The organism is Burkholderia plantarii, assembly GCF_001411805.1.
Classification (GTDB): Bacteria; Pseudomonadota; Gammaproteobacteria; order Burkholderiales; family Burkholderiaceae; genus Burkholderia; species Burkholderia plantarii.
Map to the genome: position 1 here is coordinate 248,107 of NZ_CP007212.1, position 15,452 is coordinate 263,558.

Genomic DNA, 15,452 nt, shown 5'->3' on the forward strand with positions numbered 1-15,452 from the left:
TCGAACAATCCGAGCGCCGAAGTGCGCTTGGCTTTGCGTTCTATTTTTGTCGCTCCCGTTAAGAGTCGCGCGTAGGCAGACGATCGCCGTCAATATGAAAATCCACACGCCCCACCCGTTCGACCGCGTGATTGAACTGACGCGCGAGCTGTGCGTTTTTCTTGAAATGTAGCGGTCGATCGGCAGTTTGATCTAGAGCAGCACACAAATGCCCGTGAATCGTTTCGATTTCTGACGAAACGTCTGGAGCTGTTTCGTAATAATCGTTGGCGCCGAAGTCTGCGAATATGTCTATATAAGCGGGGCCGTCTTCCGCCCGTTTAATGTGCGTGTTCAGAAAAGCTGTTAACTTGGTTTCGGGCATCTGTAAGCATTTTCTTCTGATATGTTCCCGAACAGAATTTTCCAAGATGACTCGGGGGCCATCTGCGTGGGTTGACTCGAAAAGATAGGCGTTCACAAACGCGGGACCAAATACCATGGGTGCGCCAGAGTTACCCGATGTCGCGCCGTCCTCGTGGTACAGCAGCCCCTTGGCGACTCCGCCACGGCTAAGGAAGCCCGCCATCAATAACTGTCGACAGATCCTGAAGATGATATAGACGAGAAGTCCGATCTCGCGAATGTCCGGCTTTACCGATATGACGACGCAATCGGAAAATGAAGTCATCCGATCTTCGAAGTCGTTGGCCGTCATGTCCAAGCCAACTTCCTTCGCAAATACCTCTGCCCATGCATCGTTACTAACTGTCAACGCATGATGAATTTTCCGGACGAGATCCGGCTTTCCGGCAGATTTGAAGATGATGTCTTTAAATCCGAGTACGTCGACGAACGCAACGATTCGATCCTCGTATTCAGCGTGCCGTGGAGAGTCCGCGACGAACCCGGACTCGTCTGGCTGCGGCACTGTCGCCTGCGTTTCAACGATCCGGATGTCCGAAACGCTGAGGCCATCCTGCAGAAGGCCGTTTTTTTCTTCTGGGTCGGGCACCGCTCCCCCGCGGATTTAATGCTTAATTAGCGACTTGAAATAAGCTTGAATGCGCACGTCTTCCATCTCGTCAGAACCGGCCGCCCACGCTTCCGCCCAAGGACCATTGGCAACATGCGACATATCCACGAGCTGTGCGCCCGTGTAGCCGCCATATAGTTCGAGCACTTTATCTACGATTTGGCCGGAATCGTTATCCAAGATGTCGCCGCCAGCAGCCACAACCAACGGATGCGACGGCGGAATCGGGTTCGACGAGAACACCTTCAATTTATGATAAACGCTCGGCAAAACCGGACCAAACTTCCACGCGGCGAAGTTCTCGTCGACCAAAGGAGCACCCCTAAGTGCCAAATGCCATCCGTGGCAGAAATAGGCGAGCTTCTGGACCGACAAATTAGTCAACAAACGGCCGCGCGCGCCCGATCGACGGATGATCTCGCCGGCGAGTTGCAATGCTGAAACCGTCATTTTCATTCCCCATGGTTCGTCGTGGACGTACGACCTTCATCAGCACTGTATGAATGTACAGTAATTCTTCAAGTCTTTGTTGTTGATACCACAACGGGCGCCCTATGTAAACCTCATAGGGCGCCCGTTGTGGTGAGCGGAGGGTAGCGGATCGGCCATGGCCTGTCAAGGACTGGGTGGTTAATGCGCCCGTGCGAAAGCTCGCTCTAGTTCGCCTACGATGGTGACGCGCTAGATCGTGGCAGGATCGAATCAAGAACAAAACGTAGCTTCTGAGCCACATTGGCGGCAAGGCGCTGAATTTGTCAGCTTGCTGTAGCAAGCACGAAGGGTTGTGCTTTGATGGCGAGGTCAGGCTACCAACGATGGGGGCATTTATGGGGGCATCTTTCGAATTATTGAAAGATACTTCCTTGTTGGGTAAGGGTTGCATGAATTAGTTGTGGTGTCCTCCTCCCAACGAATTCGAAGGGTTACAGGTTCGCCTGTAACCCTTTTTGCTTTGGCGGCCGCGAACCCGTATCGCCGGCCGCGTCAGAACTGCGTGAGGCCGCCGTCCACCACCAGCTCGGTTCCCGTCGTGTACGAGGCGTCGTCGCTTGCCAGGAACAGCGCCGTTTTCGCCACCTCGGCCGGCTCGCCGAAGCGCCGCAGCGCGATCTGTTGCTGCAGGCCCGCCGCGACGCCCGACAGTTGCGCGTCGCTGAGCCCCATCTTCCCGTAGAACGGCGTCGAGATCGCGCCAGGGCTGATCGCGTTGACGCGGATGCCGCGCGGCGCGAGTTCGGCGCCGAGCGTGCGCACCAGCGAGCGCGAGGCGGCCTTCAGCGCCGCGAGGATCGACAGCCCCGGCTTGCCGACCGCGTTCAGGAACGAGGTCGTGACGATGATGCTGCCGCCCGCCGGGATCAGCGGCGCGGTCTTCTGGATCGTGAAGAACGTGCCGCTGAAGTTCAGCGCGACGGCGTCGTCGAGATAGGCCGGCGTGATCGCCTCGAGCGGCGCGACCGTGCCGGCGCCGGCGTTCGCGAACACCACGTCGATGCGGCCGAATTTCTCGTGCGTGGCCGCCACGGCCCGTTCGATCTCGTCGACCCGACGCAGGTCGGCTTGCAGCAGCAGCGCCTCGCCGCCGAGTTCGCGGCCGGCCGCGGCCAGGCGTTGCGCGTTCGCGCCGACGATCGCGAGCTTCGCGCCCTCGGCACGGAACCGCTTCGCGGTTTCAAGGCCGATGCCGGTGGTGCCGCCGGTGATGAAGGCAACCTTGCCGTTCAGTTTCATGGTGGATTTCCCTGTTCGAAAAAATCTGGATGACTAACTATTGGTAGCCGGCCGGTCGCGCTTGGCGAGACGGAACGGTCCGGTCGGAGCACCAGCGCGCGGCGAGCTGTGGATCGTCGGCGGTTCGCCGTTTTCGGCCCGCCTCGCGTTGGCATGGGACGAATCATGCCGTTCGCCGAAAGATGGGGGAATCCATCGGCGATGCGCAACATCTAACCGGAATTCGGTGAGGTAAGCCGATGCCGGTCTCGCCTGGCACGCGACCGCGCGAGCGCGGCAGCGGTTATGCTGGCGGCTGCCTCACACCCGCCTTCCCCATGACACGCCTACTCGACGAACGGGAGCTGACCGGACGCGCCCGCACGCATGTCGTCCAGTACGACGCGCCGCGTTTCGCGGCCCAGCCCGAAGCGGCCGAAGCGTTCCTCGCGATGCGCGAGGCGGCGCGCGGCGACGGCATCGACCTGCTGCCGTACAGCAGCTTCCGCGACTACCGCATGCAGCTGCGCATCTGGAACGCGAAGTTCAGCGGCCGGGCGCCGCTCTACGACAGGGACGGCCGGCCCCGCGATTTCGCGGCGCTCTCGCAGGCGCAGATCATCGACTGCATCCTGAACTGGTCGGCGCTGCCGGGCGGCAGCCGGCACCAGTGGGGCACCGAGATCGACGTCGTCGACGGCGCCGCGATGCCGCCCGGCTACCTGCCGAAGCTGTTGCCGGAAGAGGTGCGCCCCGGGGGCATTTTCTCGCGCCTGCACCGCTGGCTCGACGAGCACGCCGCGCGCTTCGGCTTCTTCCGGCCGTACCGGCGGGATCAGGGTGGCATGTATCCGGAGCCATGGCACCTCAGCTACGCGGCGCGGTCGGTGCCGGCGCTCGCGCAGGTCACGCCCGACTTGCTGACGCGCGTCACGCAGGACGCCGAGATGCTCGGCAAGGCGCTGGTGCTGGAGCGGATTCCCGAGATCTATCGGAGACACATTCTCAACGTCGCGGCCCCGGACGAAATCTGAGCGCGTCCCGTCCGCGCGGCGATCGGGAATCTGGCCCACTCAAATAGAAATGATTCTCGTTTACAAGTTACAATCGCTCCCGAATCATCCGTCCCGGCACCGGGGCAATCGGCATCAACATGCTACGGGGGAGTCGTCGATGCAGTTCAAACATTGTTTCGTCCGGTACGTGGTGCCGGCGATGCTGGCCAATACCTGTCCGGTCGCGCTGGCCGGGACCGCGGCCGGCGAGGCGGCCGTGCCGCGCGAGTCGGCCTTGCGCCGCGAGCAGACGTTGAAGGCGGTGTCGGTCACCGCGAACCGGCTCGGCGCCACGAGCGTGAACCGGATGGCGGCGTCGGTGTCGGTGATCACGAGCGACGATATCGACGACGACAACGCGAAGGACGTCAAGGACGCGCTGCGCTACGAGCCCGGCGTCGAGGTGCGGCGCCAGGCCTACCGCCCGTCGGGCGTCGCCAGCGGGGCGGGCCGCGGCGGCAACGAGGGGATCAATATCCGCGGGCTCGAAGGCAACCGCGTGCTGATGCTCGAGGACGGCATTCCGCTGCCGCAGTCGTTCGAGTTCGGCTCGGGCGCGGCGGGCCGCGGCGACTACCTGAACACGGATCTCTACGAGCGCATCGAGGTGCTGCGCGGCCCGACCTCGGTGCTGTACGGCAGCGACGGCCTGACGGGCGCCGTCAACTTCGTGACGAAGGACCCGAAGGATCTGCTCGCGATCCATCACAAGAAGACCTATTTCTCGCTGAAGAGCGGCTACGACTCGACCGATCGCAGCTGGGGCTCGACGGCGATGGCCGCGTTCGGCGGCGAACGCGTGCAAGGGATGATCGCGCTGAGCGGGCGCCACGGCCACGAAACCGACAATCGCGGCGACGTCGGCGGGCTCGGCGCGGCGCGCTCGAAGCCCGATCCGCTCACCTACAACAATCGCGACGCGCTCGGCAAGATCGTGTTCCGGCTCACGCGCGAGGACACGCTCAAACTGACCGCCGAGACGCTGAACAACACCAATCTCGGCGACGGCCTGTCGCAGCTGGGCGGCGCCTACACCTGGGGCGGGCGCGCTTCGCGTGACTACGCGGCGGACCGCTACGTGACCGGCAACGACGTGCAGAGCAACCGCGTGAAGCTCGACTACGATCACCGCGACGACACGAATCCGTATTTTCAGCAGCTGCATGCTTCGGTGTACTACCGAAACGCACAGACGCATCAGACGCTCGACATCGGCGGGATCGGCGCCGCGGGCGCCACGGCGAGCCGCGCGCGCGTGAACGACTACCGCGACACCATCGTCGGCGGCAATCTCGTGGCGGACAGCAAGTTCGCCACCGGCGCGGTGAATCACCAGCTCACCTATGGCTTCGACCTGAGCCAGTCGCATTTCAGCACCGCGAGCTCGGCGGCGGGCGAATGGGTGGGGGGCGACGACGGGTATCCGGAGGTGTTTCCGAAGACCTCGCAGACGGCGTTCGGCGCGTTCCTGCAGGACGACGTCCGCTGGCGCCGGCTCAGCGTGCTGCCCGGCGTGCGCTTCGACTATTTCAGCATGACGCCGCATCCCGATGCGACCTACGCGAGCGCCACCTCGGCGTCGACCAAGCCGACCACCGGGCTCACCGGCAACGCGGTATCGCCGCGCCTCGCGCTGCTCTACGAGCTGACGCCGGCCCTCGTGCCCTACGTGCAGTACGCACGCGGCTTCCGCGCGCCGTCGGCGTACCAGGTGAACAGCTACTACAACCCGGCCGGCGCGTATGGCCTGTTCTACCAGCAGGTCGGCAACCCGAACCTGAAGCCCGAGACCAGCAACACCTTCGAGCTCGGCCTGCGCGGCAAGGTCGGCATCGGCGCCGGCCACGTCAGCTACAGCCTCGCCGGCTTCGCCGGCCGCTACAACGACTTCATCGACACGCGCGTGGTGGGCGGCAGCGTCACCTCGGCGACCGATCCGTACACGGTGCAGTACGTGAACTTCTCGAAGGCCTCGATTCGCGGCATCGAGGCGAAGGCGGACTGGCTCGTCAACGACAACCTCGAACTGAAGGGCGGGCTCGCCTACATCAAGGGCACCGAGACGCGCGACGGCGTGACCACCGGGCTCGACACCGTGCCGCCGCTCGCGGTCGTGCTCGGCGTGCGCTACACGGGCGGCGAGCGCTGGTTCGCGGGCGTCGACCTGACCTACAACTCGCGCAAGCACAAGTCCGACATGTCCGACCCGACCTTCTTCTCGACGCCGTCGTACACGATTCTCGACCTGCACGCGGGCTACAAGGTCTCGCGCCACGTCAGCGTGACGGCCGGCATCGACAACCTGTTCGACCGCAGGTACTGGGTCTGGAACGACGTGCGGGGCATCCGTGACAGCGACGGCGACGCGAAGATCGCCGCGCTGACGGCACCGGGTCGCAATTTCAACGTCGGGATGAAGATCGATTTCTGATCGGCCGGCGGCGCCACCGGTGCGGCGCCGCGCATCCCGTTTCCAAGGACGACATCATGGCAACTCCATCCACCCTGCCGCCGCGGCGCGACGCGGCCGCGCTAGCCGCGCTGCGGCGCGATTTCACCCGGCTGCGCACCGAGCGCAGGCTGCGCCATCGCGATGCGGCCGCCGCGCTCGGCGTGAGCGAAGGCGAGGCGCTGGCCGCATTCGTCGGCGAGCGCGTGGTGCGGCTCGACGCGCGCTTCGTCGAACTCTACGAGGCGCTCCCGCGGCTCGGCAACGTGATGACGCTGACGCGCAACGAGGCGGCGGTTCACGAGAAGATCGGCCGCTTCGAGAACATGAGCCACGACGGCACGATCGGGCTCGCGCTCGGTGAGGCGATCGACCTGCGGATCTTCTACGCGAAATGGGCTTCGGGCTTCGCGGCACGCGAGACGGCCGGCGACGGCGAGCGCAGGAGCCTGCAGTTCTTCGACGCGCACGGCACGGCAATCACCAAGGTCTACCTGCGCGAGGACAGCGATCACGCCGCATTCGACGCGCTGGTGGCAAGCCACGCGGCGCGGCCGCAGGTGGCCGGGCTCGCGGTCGAGCCTGCCGCGGCGCCGGCCGCGCGCCGCGACGACGTGGAGATCGACGTGGCCGGCCTGCGCGCGGCGTGGGACGCGATGCAGGACACCCACGAATTCTTCGGCATGCTGCGCCGCTTCGGCACGGCGCGGCTGCAGGCGATGCGGCTCGCCGGCACTTCGCGCGCCGTGCCGCTCGCGGCCGGCGCGACGGCCGCCCTGCTCGGTGACGTGGCCGCGAGCGGCCTGCCGATCATGGTGTTCGTCGGCAGCGCCGGGATGATCCAGATCCATACCGGGCCGATCCGCAAGGTGGTGTCGATGGGGCCGTGGCTCAACGTGATGGATCCGGCGTTCAACCTGCACCTGCGCGCCGACCTGGTCGACAGCGCCTGGGCGGTGCGCAAGCCGACCCGCGACGGCGTGGTCACCTCGGTCGAACTGTTCGACGCGCGGGGCGAGACCATCGCGATGCTGTTCGGCGCGCGCCGGCCCGGCGTGCCGGAGCTCGAAGGCTGGCGTGCCGCGGTGGCGCGGCTCGCACCGGCGGCCGACCTGCGCGAGGAGGTGCCGGCATGAGCCGCGATCCGTCCGACGTCGGTCGGCGCCGCTGGCTGCGAGAATCGACCGCGCTCGTGCTCGGCGTGACGGTGGCCGCCTGGGGCCTTCGCGCGGCGGCGGCGTCGATCAATCCCGGCTCGGCGAGTGCGTCGGCGGGTGCAGCGGCAGGGGCGTCGGCAGGCGCGCCTGCCGCGGTCCCGCCGGGGCGCGTCGTCGTGATCGGCGGGGCACTCGGCGAGATCGTCTACGCGCTCGGCTGCGAGGGTCGGCTGGTCGGCACCGATACGACCTGCACGTTCCCGCCGGCGGTGCGCGCGCTGCCGAAGATCGGCTACCAGCGCACGGTGTCGGCCGAAAGCCTGCTCGCGCTGCGTCCCGACCTCGTGCTGGCCTCGGCGGAGGCGGGGCCGCCCACGGCGCTCGATCAGGTGCGGCAGGCGGGGGTGCGGGTCGAGCTGTTCGCCGAGCGGCACGACCCGTCCTCGACGCGCGACAAGATCACCGGCATGGCGGCGGCGCTCGGCGCGCAGGCGGCGGGCCGAGCGCTGGCGGCGAAGTTCGACCACGACTGGGCGCGCGCGATGGCCACCGCGGCTCCGCCGCCCCTGCGCGTGCTGTTCGTGATGGATCCGGTGGGGCGCCAGCCGATGGTGGCGGGCCGGCATACGGGGGCCGACGCGATGCTGCGCTACGCCGGCGTGACGAACGTGATCGGCGACGCCGACGGCTACAAGGTGCTGACCTCGGAGGCGCTGGTGGCCGCCCAGCCCGACGTGGTGCTGACCACCGACGATACCTTGCAGGCGGTCGGCGGCCCGGCGCGCCTGCTGGCCACGGCCGGGTTCTCGATGACGCCGGCCGGCCGCGCGTCGCGCGTGGTGTCGCTCGACTCGCTGTTCCTGCTCGGCTTCGGGCCGCGCATGCCGGAGGCCGTGATCGCGCTGCGGCGCAGGCTGGCCGCGGCCTGAGGCGCCACGGCATGGTGCGCGCGCGGTCGGAACGGCGGTCGGGCGGCGCGGCCGACGCACTTCAGATCGGCCGCATCGGTTCGGCCGGCGGCATCTCGCAGCCCGCCATCGGCGCCGCGAACGCCTGGCGGCGCGCCGGCCCGGCTCAGGCCGAGATCACGGCGCGGTTGCGTCCGCCGCGCTTGGCCTGATAGAGCGCGGCGTCGGCGGCCTCGATCAGCGCCGTGGTCGATCCGCTCGGCGTGGCGATCGTGCAGGCGCCGCCGATGCTGACCGTGACGATGCCGTCGGCCGCGCCGCCCGTATGCGGCACCTGCATGGCGGCCACCTCGAGGCGGATCTTCTCGGCCACCAGGCGCGCGCCGCCGGCCGGCGTGCCGGGCAGCACGACGCCGAACTCCTCGCCGCCGAAGCGCGCGGCGAGATCGCCGGGCCGGCTCATGCAGCGTTGCAGCGCGGCGCCCACCTGCCGCAGCACGTCGTCGCCGGCCACGTGGCCGTAGGTGTCGTTGTACTGCTTGAAGCGGTCGACGTCGATCATCAGCATCGACAGCTCGGCACCCTCGCGCAGACTTTTGCGCCATTCCCCGTCGAGATAGGTATCGAGATAACGTCGGTTCGGCAGCGAGGTGAGGCCGTCCGACTGCGAGAGCCGTTCGAGTTCGCGATTCGCGATCAGCAGTTCCTCCTGCGACTGTCGCAGGGCGCGGTACGCCGTGTTCAGCTGCAGCAGGTTCACGTAGGCGCGTGAGTGATAGCGGATCCGCGCGACCAGCTCGACGCGGTCGGGTAGCTTGATCAGGTAGTCGTTCGCGCCGATCTCGAAGGCGGCCTGCTTGATGCGCGGCTCCTCCTTGGTGGACAGCACGATGATCGGCACGTCGCGCAGCTCCGGCGTGCGGCGGTATTGCTGCACGAGCGTGAGGCCGTCGATCTCGGGCATCACGAGATCCTGCAGGATCAGCGTCGGCTTGGTCTGGCGCGCGGTGTCGAGCGCCTGCGCCGCGTGCTGGCAGTAGCGCAGCTCGATGCCGGTTTCGCCGGCCAGTGCCTGACGCACCGCCTCGCGCACGATCGGCTGATCGTCGACGAGCAGGACCACCGCCGTATCGGATGTCGCGGAGTGGGCAGGCAATGCGCGCCGCGCCGCCTCGAGCACGGCGTCGTCGCCCTGCGGGCCGCTGCCCGACTCCTCGGGCCGATGGTTCGGCGCGCCGGCCGGTTCCAGTTCCATGCGTGGTTTCCTTCAGAATGCGCAATGCGTTGCCGGGCCCGGCGGGCAACCTGCCGATCTCCGCGCCGGCGCCGGCGCACGCGGCGTCGGGCCGCTGCATCCGCGTGCCCGGCTCCAGGCACGGAGGGCGGGGCAGGTGGATGCGGCCGGGGAGGATCGGGACGAATGCCGGTAGCCGGTGGATCGATGCCCGATATACGTGGGCGCCGCCGTACCGGATGCGAAAGCGTCGTCGCGTCGGGCCGGCGGCCGGCGCGCCGTGCGTCCTCGGACCCACCGGTCGCCTCGCACAGTCGCGGCGGCGCCGCTCGCCCGCGGGGCCGCGCGGCTGTCACCGCTCGGCCCGGTCGGGGTACGCGGGTTTTCCTGGCCGCCGGGAATGCATTGTAGGCTGCACCGGAAAAGCCCGCAGCGGATTTGCGGCAGGCGGGCGGCGGTGGCGCCGCGCGCACGGTGCCTGCCCACAGCCGCCTGGGGACAAGTGCTGTGCGTCGCGACCTGTGCCGGAGGCAGCGGACGCCGCGCGTTCAGACCGAGCAGCGCGCGAGGTGGAAGCGCAGCGTCGCCTCGTCGGGCTCGCCGTCGCCGCTGCGCGGCGGGTAGACGGCGATCGTCGTGCCGGCCGCGGCGTTGCGTTCGAGCGTGATGCGCCAGTCGTCGGCTTCGGAGTGCGGGCCGACCAGTACCGTCGCGACGGCGCCCTGCCGGTTGACGCGCGAGCGCGACAGGCGGCTGGACAGGCATTGCTCGATCTGGGGCGCGGCCAGCGCCGACGACACGTAGATCATCGCGCCCGGCGGCGTGCCGATCGCGGCGGCCTGGGATTGGGCGAGCGGGCGCGGGCCGTCGCTGCTGCTGCCGCAGCCGGCCAGCGCGGCGGCCGTGCCGGCGAGCAGCGCACAGGCCGCGATTCGTTTCGGTGCATTCATCAATGGCTTCATTCTCGGGTGCGGGTCCGTCAACGCATCGTCGGCCGGCGCCCCGAAGCGGCCGTCGGCCAACGATGTCGGGGCAGGCTAGCAAGCGTGGCGGGTCGAGGATGTTAAAAATTGTGTTTGCACGGCGTCTCGCGTAGGATGCGCCGCTTTTGTCGGGCGAACGTAAGCGCATCGGAAGTTCGTGCCGACCGTCCGATCAGCCCCCGAAACGTGCCTTTCGCGTATCTCGTAAAACAATGCCACGCCTTACGCTTGGGCATTCCCTTATGTCTGAATATCTCATATTGCGTATGCATTTCGGCATGCCTATCGTTCGGAATGGCGCGCCGGAATCGGGGCAGCGCATTCCGGGCGTTCAACAATATGAATCAGTAATTCCTATGCCGAGACCATCCGGCGCGAAGGCACGCGCAGGCCACAACAAGATTTGCAACGGAGACGACCATGAGTAGTGTCATCGAGCCCGCCGGTAGCGCGGGCACCCCGTCCTTCCTGTCCAAGGAAGCGACGATCGCCCGTCCGGGGTTCTCGCGATGGATGGTGCCGCCCGCGGCGCTCGCGGTCCACCTCTGCATCGGGCAGGCTTATGCGTTCTCCGTGTTCAACGGTCCGCTCACGAAGGTGATCGGCATCACGTCGTCGGCCGCTGGCGACTGGACGCTCACCACGCTCGGCTGGATTTTCTCGCTCGCGATCGTGTTTCTCGGCCTGTCGGCGGCGTTCGCCGGCAAGTGGCTCGAGCGCGTCGGCCCGCGCCGCACCATGCTGACGGCCGCCTGCTGCTTCGGCGGCGGCTTCATCGTGGCGGCGATCGGCGTCTGGCTGCACCAGATCTGGCTGCTCTATCTCGGCTACGGCGTGATCGGCGGGATCGGCCTCGGGCTCGGCTACGTGTCGCCGGTCTCGACGCTGATCCGCTGGTTCCCGGACCGCCGCGGCATGGCGACCGGCATGGCGATCATGGGCTTCGGCGGCGGCGCAATGATCGCCGCGCCGCTGTCGGTGGCGCTGATGAATCACTTCAAGAGCGCGACCAGCGTGGGCGTGGCCGAAACCTTCGTGGTGCTCGGCATCGCCTATTTCATCTCGATGACGATCGGCGCGTTCGCGATCCGCGTGCCGGCGCCGGGCTGGAAGCCGGCCGGCTGGGAGCCGCCGGCGCAGTCGACCAACAAGATGATCACCTCGCGCCACGTCCATATCGACCAGGCGCTGAAGACGCCGCAGTTCTACCTGATCTGGCTGGTGCTGTTCCTGAACGTGACGGCCGGCATCGGCATCCTCGGCCAGGCTTCGGTGATGATCCAGGAAAGCTTCAAGGACACCGTGTCGGCCGCGGCGGCCGCCGGCTTCGTCGGCCTGCTGTCGCTGTTCAACATGGGCGGGCGCTTCGTGTGGGCGTCGGCGTCGGACTGGGTGGGCCGCAAGAACACCTATTTCATCTTCTTCGTGCTCGGCGCGGTGCTCTACTACTGCGTGCCGCAGTTCGCGGCGGGCGGCCACATCGCGCTGTTCGTGCTGGCCTACGGCGTGATCCTGTCGATGTACGGCGGCGGCTTCTCGACCGTGCCGGCCTACCTCGCCGACATGTTCGGCACTGCGTTCGTGGGCGGCATCCACGGCCGCCTGCTGACGGCCTGGGCCGCGGCCGGCGTGGCCGGCCCGGTGCTGGTCAACTACATCCGCGCGTACCAGGTGGGCCATGGCGTGGCGAAGGCCGACGCCTACACGATGACGGTTCACCTGATGGCGGTGCTGCTGGTGGTGGGCTTCTTCTGCAACCTGCTGGTCCGGCGCGTGGCCGATCAACACTACATGTCCGACGCGCAACTCGCGGCCGGCAAATAAGGAGACCGTGATGACCGAACTCTCGACCCGCAGCGGCGGCAGCGAGCACCCGACCAACAAGGGCCTGCTCGTGGTGTTCTGGCTCTACGTGCTGATTCCGCTGGTGTGGGGCGTGTTCAACACGCTCGCCCAGGCGCTGAAGCTGTTCCAGTAAGCGGCGCCCGCCGGCCCTGGCCGGCCTCGCCCGAGGAAGTCCCGTCCGCTCGCGCGGCGGGACTTTTTTCATGGTGGTGGACGGCTTCGTCCGATTTCGCCCGACCGGGCAAAGATCGCGCAGCTGTGCTTTACTTCCCCGCTTGAGGAAACGAGGAGCGAAGGGATGGATATCGGATTTGTCGGGCTCGGCGAAATGGGCAGCGCGATTGCCGCGAACCTGTTGAGGGCGGGCCACCGCGTGCGGGTCTGGAACCGCTCGCCTGAGAAGGCCGCGCCGCTCGTCGCGCAGGGCGCGCAATTGGCGGCCACGATCGAGGACGCCTTCGCCGGCGACCTGGTGCTGTCGATGCTGGCCGACGACGCGGCCGTGCGCGGCGTGTTCGACGCGGGGCTGCTGGAGCAGGCGCCGCGCGGGCTGATCCACGTGAACATGGCGACCATTTCGGTCGCGCTGGCCGAGCGGCTGGCGCACGCGCATGCCGAACGCGGCCTGCACTACGTGGCGGCGCCGGTGCTCGGGCGCCCGAACGTGGCCGCGCTGGGGCAGCTGACGATCGTCGCGGCCGGTCCGGCCGAGGCGATCGACCGCGTGCAGCCGGCCTTCGACGTGATCGGCAAGAAGACCTGGCGGCTCGGCTCGCTGCCGCAGCACGCGAACGCGGTGAAGCTCGCGGCAAATTTCTCGATCGCCTCGGCGATCGAGACGATGGGCGAGGCCGCCGCGATGCTGGTCGGGCACGGCGTGGCCGTCAGCGACTACATCGACGTGATCACCAACAGCATCCTGCCGGGGCCGGTCTACCAAGGCTACGGCACCATGATCGCCGAGCGCCGCTACGAGCCGGCCATGTTCAAGGCGCGGCTCGGGCTGAAGGACGTGCGGCTCGCGCTCGAGGCGGCCGACGCGGTGTCGGTGCCGATGCCGGTTGGCAGCGTGCTGCGCGACAACCTGATCGACGCGATCGCGCACGGCGACGGCGAGCGCGACTTCGCGGTGCTGGGCGAGGTGGCCGCGCGCCGCGCGGGACGCTGAGCGCGGGCGGGGCGCGGCGCCGTTCGCGCGCCGCCACGACCGGTGCGTCGGGCACGCGCCTCGTCGGGTTCGCCGGCGGGGCGGCCCGTATCATCGTGATCCGCCGGCCGGCGGCCCGAGGTGCCGCCGGCCGTGTTTTTCTTGCATGACGAGGTATCGATGAGTTTGCATACGTGGGGTCTGTTCCTGGCGACGATGTTCGTGGTGTCGGCGATGCCGGGGCCGAACATGTTGCTGGTGATGTCGCACGGCGCGCGCTACGGGATGCGCCGGTCGGCGGCCACCATGGCCGGCGCGCTGCTCGCGCTGGTGCTGATGTTCCTGGTGTCGGCGGCCGGGCTCGGCGTGTTCCTCGAAGCGTGGCCGCGCATGTTCGACGCGTTGCGGCTGGCCGGCGCCGCTTATCTGATCTACCTCGGCGTCAAGGCGTGGCGCGCGCGCGTGGACGATGCGCGGGCCGTCGACGCGGCCGCCGCGGCGCCGGCCGCGTTCGCGACGCCCGGCGCGCTGTTCCGCAACGGCTTCCTGGTATCGGGCAGCAACCCGAAGGCGCTGCTGTTCGCGGCGGCGCTCACGCCGCAGTTCATCGATCCGGCCGCGCCGAAGCTGCCGCAGTTCGCGTCGCTGGTCGTGACGCTGGCGATCTGCGAGGTGAGCTGGTATCTCGTCTACTGCGGGTTCGGCACGCGGATCGGCGCGACGCTCAAGAGCGCGCGCGTGGTGCGGATCTTCAATCGCCTGACGGGCGGCGTGTTCGTCGGCTTCGGCGCGGCGATGGCGCTGGTGCGCCACTGAGCCGGGCGCCGGCGCCGGCGTCAAAAGACAACCCCGCTGCACGCGTCGCGCAGCGGGGTTTTTTCATGGGTGACTGTCGGAGGTCGATCGTGCCCCATCGATACCGTGCCGACTCCGCAACAACCCGCAAGGGAAAATCCTTATTTTCTGTATGGAAATGTTGCGTTGCGTCATCGGCTCGGGTATAGTTGGAACTGTCTCCTCCATGTCTCCTCTGATATGGATTCAGCCCGCCTTTTCAGGCGGGCTTTTTTTCGTCCATCGCTTTCGTCGGACGATCTCCCGGCCGCCCCGCGTCAGAACTTGTACGACAGCGCGAGGTAGCTGATGATCGGGTTCGCCTTCAGGTCGCCCTTCGTCTCGGCGAGCGTCGAGCCGTCGGCCGCCTTGATCGTCACGGTCGAGGTGGTCTTCAGCGGGATGTAGGTCACCGATGCGATCAATCCCCAGTGCTCGCTGATCGAGTAGGTCAGGCCCGCGTTGAACACGGGCTGCCACGACGACGACGCCTTCGCCGACACCTGCGTGGTGCCGGGCTTGCCGGCGCCCGCCGCGAGGATCGAGCCGAGGTTGTCCTGCGTCTGCTTGATGAAGTTGTTGCTGAGCTGCAGGTCGCTGAACCAGTTGTACGACACGCCGACGCCGACGAACGGCCGCAGCTTCGCGTTGGCGTTCGCGAAGTAGTACTGCAGGATCACGGCCGGGCTCCACTGGCGCACGCTCTTCACGATCGGGTTGACCGCGCCGAGCTCGATGTTCTGCGTGCCGAGCGCGCCGGCCGGCCCGGGCGGCACGATCGTGCCGCTGCCGGACACCTGGAATACCGGCGGCACGCCGGCCACCGAGGTCACCGCGACGTGGTCGGTGAAGAAGTGGCTGATCGTCAGGCCGAGCGTGTCCGAGTTGTTGGTGCTGAGCCCGGTGCCAGGCGAATTGAACGAGGGCGGCAGGCTCAGTGGCGTGTTGATCGGCGTCGGCGCCACGTTGGTGGTCAGCGACGTGCTGCTCTGGACCGGCGCGATGTGAAACCAGCCGAGGCCGATCACGTTGCTGCCGGCGCTCTGCGCGTGGGCCGCGCCCGCCGCGAGGCCGGCGGCGAGCGCAAGTGCGGCGCGAAGAAGGGTCTTGTTCAC

The 15,452-nt window shown here is 67.5% G+C and carries 14 protein-coding genes; 8 read left to right on the plus strand and 6 right to left on the minus strand.

What is annotated here, in order from left to right:
- Positions 1-58: 58 nt before the first annotated feature.
- The 3 genes from bpln_RS34975 to bpln_RS01015 form a co-directional block, all read right to left on the minus strand.
- On the minus strand, positions 59-994 hold the full coding sequence (locus bpln_RS34975; protein ID WP_148653920.1) for a hypothetical protein: 936 nt from the start codon (positions 992-994) through the stop codon (positions 59-61).
- A 15-nt stretch (positions 995-1,009) separates the two neighbouring features.
- On the minus strand, positions 1,010-1,471 hold the full coding sequence (locus bpln_RS33485; RefSeq protein WP_244132125.1) for a Panacea domain-containing protein: 462 nt from the start codon (positions 1,469-1,471) through the stop codon (positions 1,010-1,012).
- Positions 1,472-1,999: 528 nt separating this feature from the next.
- On the minus strand, positions 2,000-2,746 hold the full coding sequence (locus bpln_RS01015) for an SDR family oxidoreductase (RefSeq protein WP_055137899.1): 747 nt from the start codon (positions 2,744-2,746) through the stop codon (positions 2,000-2,002).
- Between the two features lie 317 nt (positions 2,747-3,063).
- Between bpln_RS01015 and bpln_RS01020 the strand changes: the two genes are divergently transcribed.
- The 4 genes from bpln_RS01020 to bpln_RS01035 all read left to right on the plus strand — a co-directional run bounded on the left by bpln_RS01020 (position 3,064) and on the right by bpln_RS01035 (position 8,315).
- Entirely contained in the window at positions 3,064-3,759 is a 696-nt protein-coding gene (locus bpln_RS01020; RefSeq protein WP_055137900.1) for a M15 family metallopeptidase, read from the plus strand.
- 139 nt (positions 3,760-3,898) lie between these two features.
- A complete protein-coding gene (locus bpln_RS01025; RefSeq protein ID WP_055137901.1) occupies positions 3,899-6,211 on the plus strand; it encodes a TonB-dependent hemoglobin/transferrin/lactoferrin family receptor in 2,313 nt (770 codons plus the stop codon).
- A gap of 56 nt (positions 6,212-6,267) precedes the next feature.
- Positions 6,268-7,365, plus strand: coding sequence for a hemin-degrading factor (locus bpln_RS01030; RefSeq protein WP_042623597.1), 1,098 nt, complete (start codon positions 6,268-6,270; stop codon positions 7,363-7,365).
- Positions 7,362-8,315: a heme/hemin ABC transporter substrate-binding protein gene (locus bpln_RS01035; RefSeq protein ID WP_055137902.1), complete on the plus strand. Its 954-nt coding sequence runs from the start codon at positions 7,362-7,364 to the stop codon at positions 8,313-8,315. The genes bpln_RS01030 and bpln_RS01035 overlap by 4 nt, the downstream gene beginning before the upstream one ends.
- Before the next feature lie 145 nt (positions 8,316-8,460).
- Here bpln_RS01035 and bpln_RS01045 read toward each other — a convergent pair whose 3' ends face one another.
- A complete protein-coding gene (locus tag bpln_RS01045; RefSeq protein WP_042623600.1) occupies positions 8,461-9,549 on the minus strand; it encodes a diguanylate cyclase domain-containing protein in 1,089 nt (362 codons plus the stop codon).
- Between the two features lie 527 nt (positions 9,550-10,076).
- On the minus strand, positions 10,077-10,478 hold the full coding sequence (locus bpln_RS01050; RefSeq protein ID WP_175938005.1) for a hypothetical protein: 402 nt from the start codon (positions 10,476-10,478) through the stop codon (positions 10,077-10,079).
- A gap of 453 nt (positions 10,479-10,931) precedes the next feature.
- On the opposite strand from bpln_RS01050, the gene bpln_RS01055 reads away from it, so the two are divergent.
- The 4 genes from bpln_RS01055 to bpln_RS01070 all read left to right on the plus strand — a co-directional run bounded on the left by bpln_RS01055 (position 10,932) and on the right by bpln_RS01070 (position 14,319).
- A complete protein-coding gene (locus bpln_RS01055) occupies positions 10,932-12,335 on the plus strand; it encodes an L-lactate MFS transporter (RefSeq protein WP_042623601.1) in 1,404 nt (467 codons plus the stop codon).
- 10 nt (positions 12,336-12,345) lie between these two features.
- Positions 12,346-12,489, plus strand: a complete 144-nt coding sequence (locus tag bpln_RS01060; protein WP_042623602.1) for an MFS transporter small subunit — start codon at positions 12,346-12,348, stop codon at positions 12,487-12,489.
- Between the two features lie 165 nt (positions 12,490-12,654).
- Complete coding sequence (locus bpln_RS01065) at positions 12,655-13,524, plus strand: NAD(P)-dependent oxidoreductase (protein ID WP_055137904.1); 870 nt, start codon at positions 12,655-12,657, stop codon at positions 13,522-13,524.
- Between the two features lie 159 nt (positions 13,525-13,683).
- Entirely contained in the window at positions 13,684-14,319 is a 636-nt protein-coding gene (locus bpln_RS01070) for a LysE family translocator (protein ID WP_042626360.1), read from the plus strand.
- Between the two features lie 296 nt (positions 14,320-14,615).
- On the opposite strand, the gene bpln_RS01075 is transcribed toward bpln_RS01070, so the two are convergent.
- Positions 14,616-15,452: an OmpW/AlkL family protein gene (locus bpln_RS01075; RefSeq protein WP_055139418.1), complete on the minus strand. Its 837-nt coding sequence runs from the start codon at positions 15,450-15,452 to the stop codon at positions 14,616-14,618.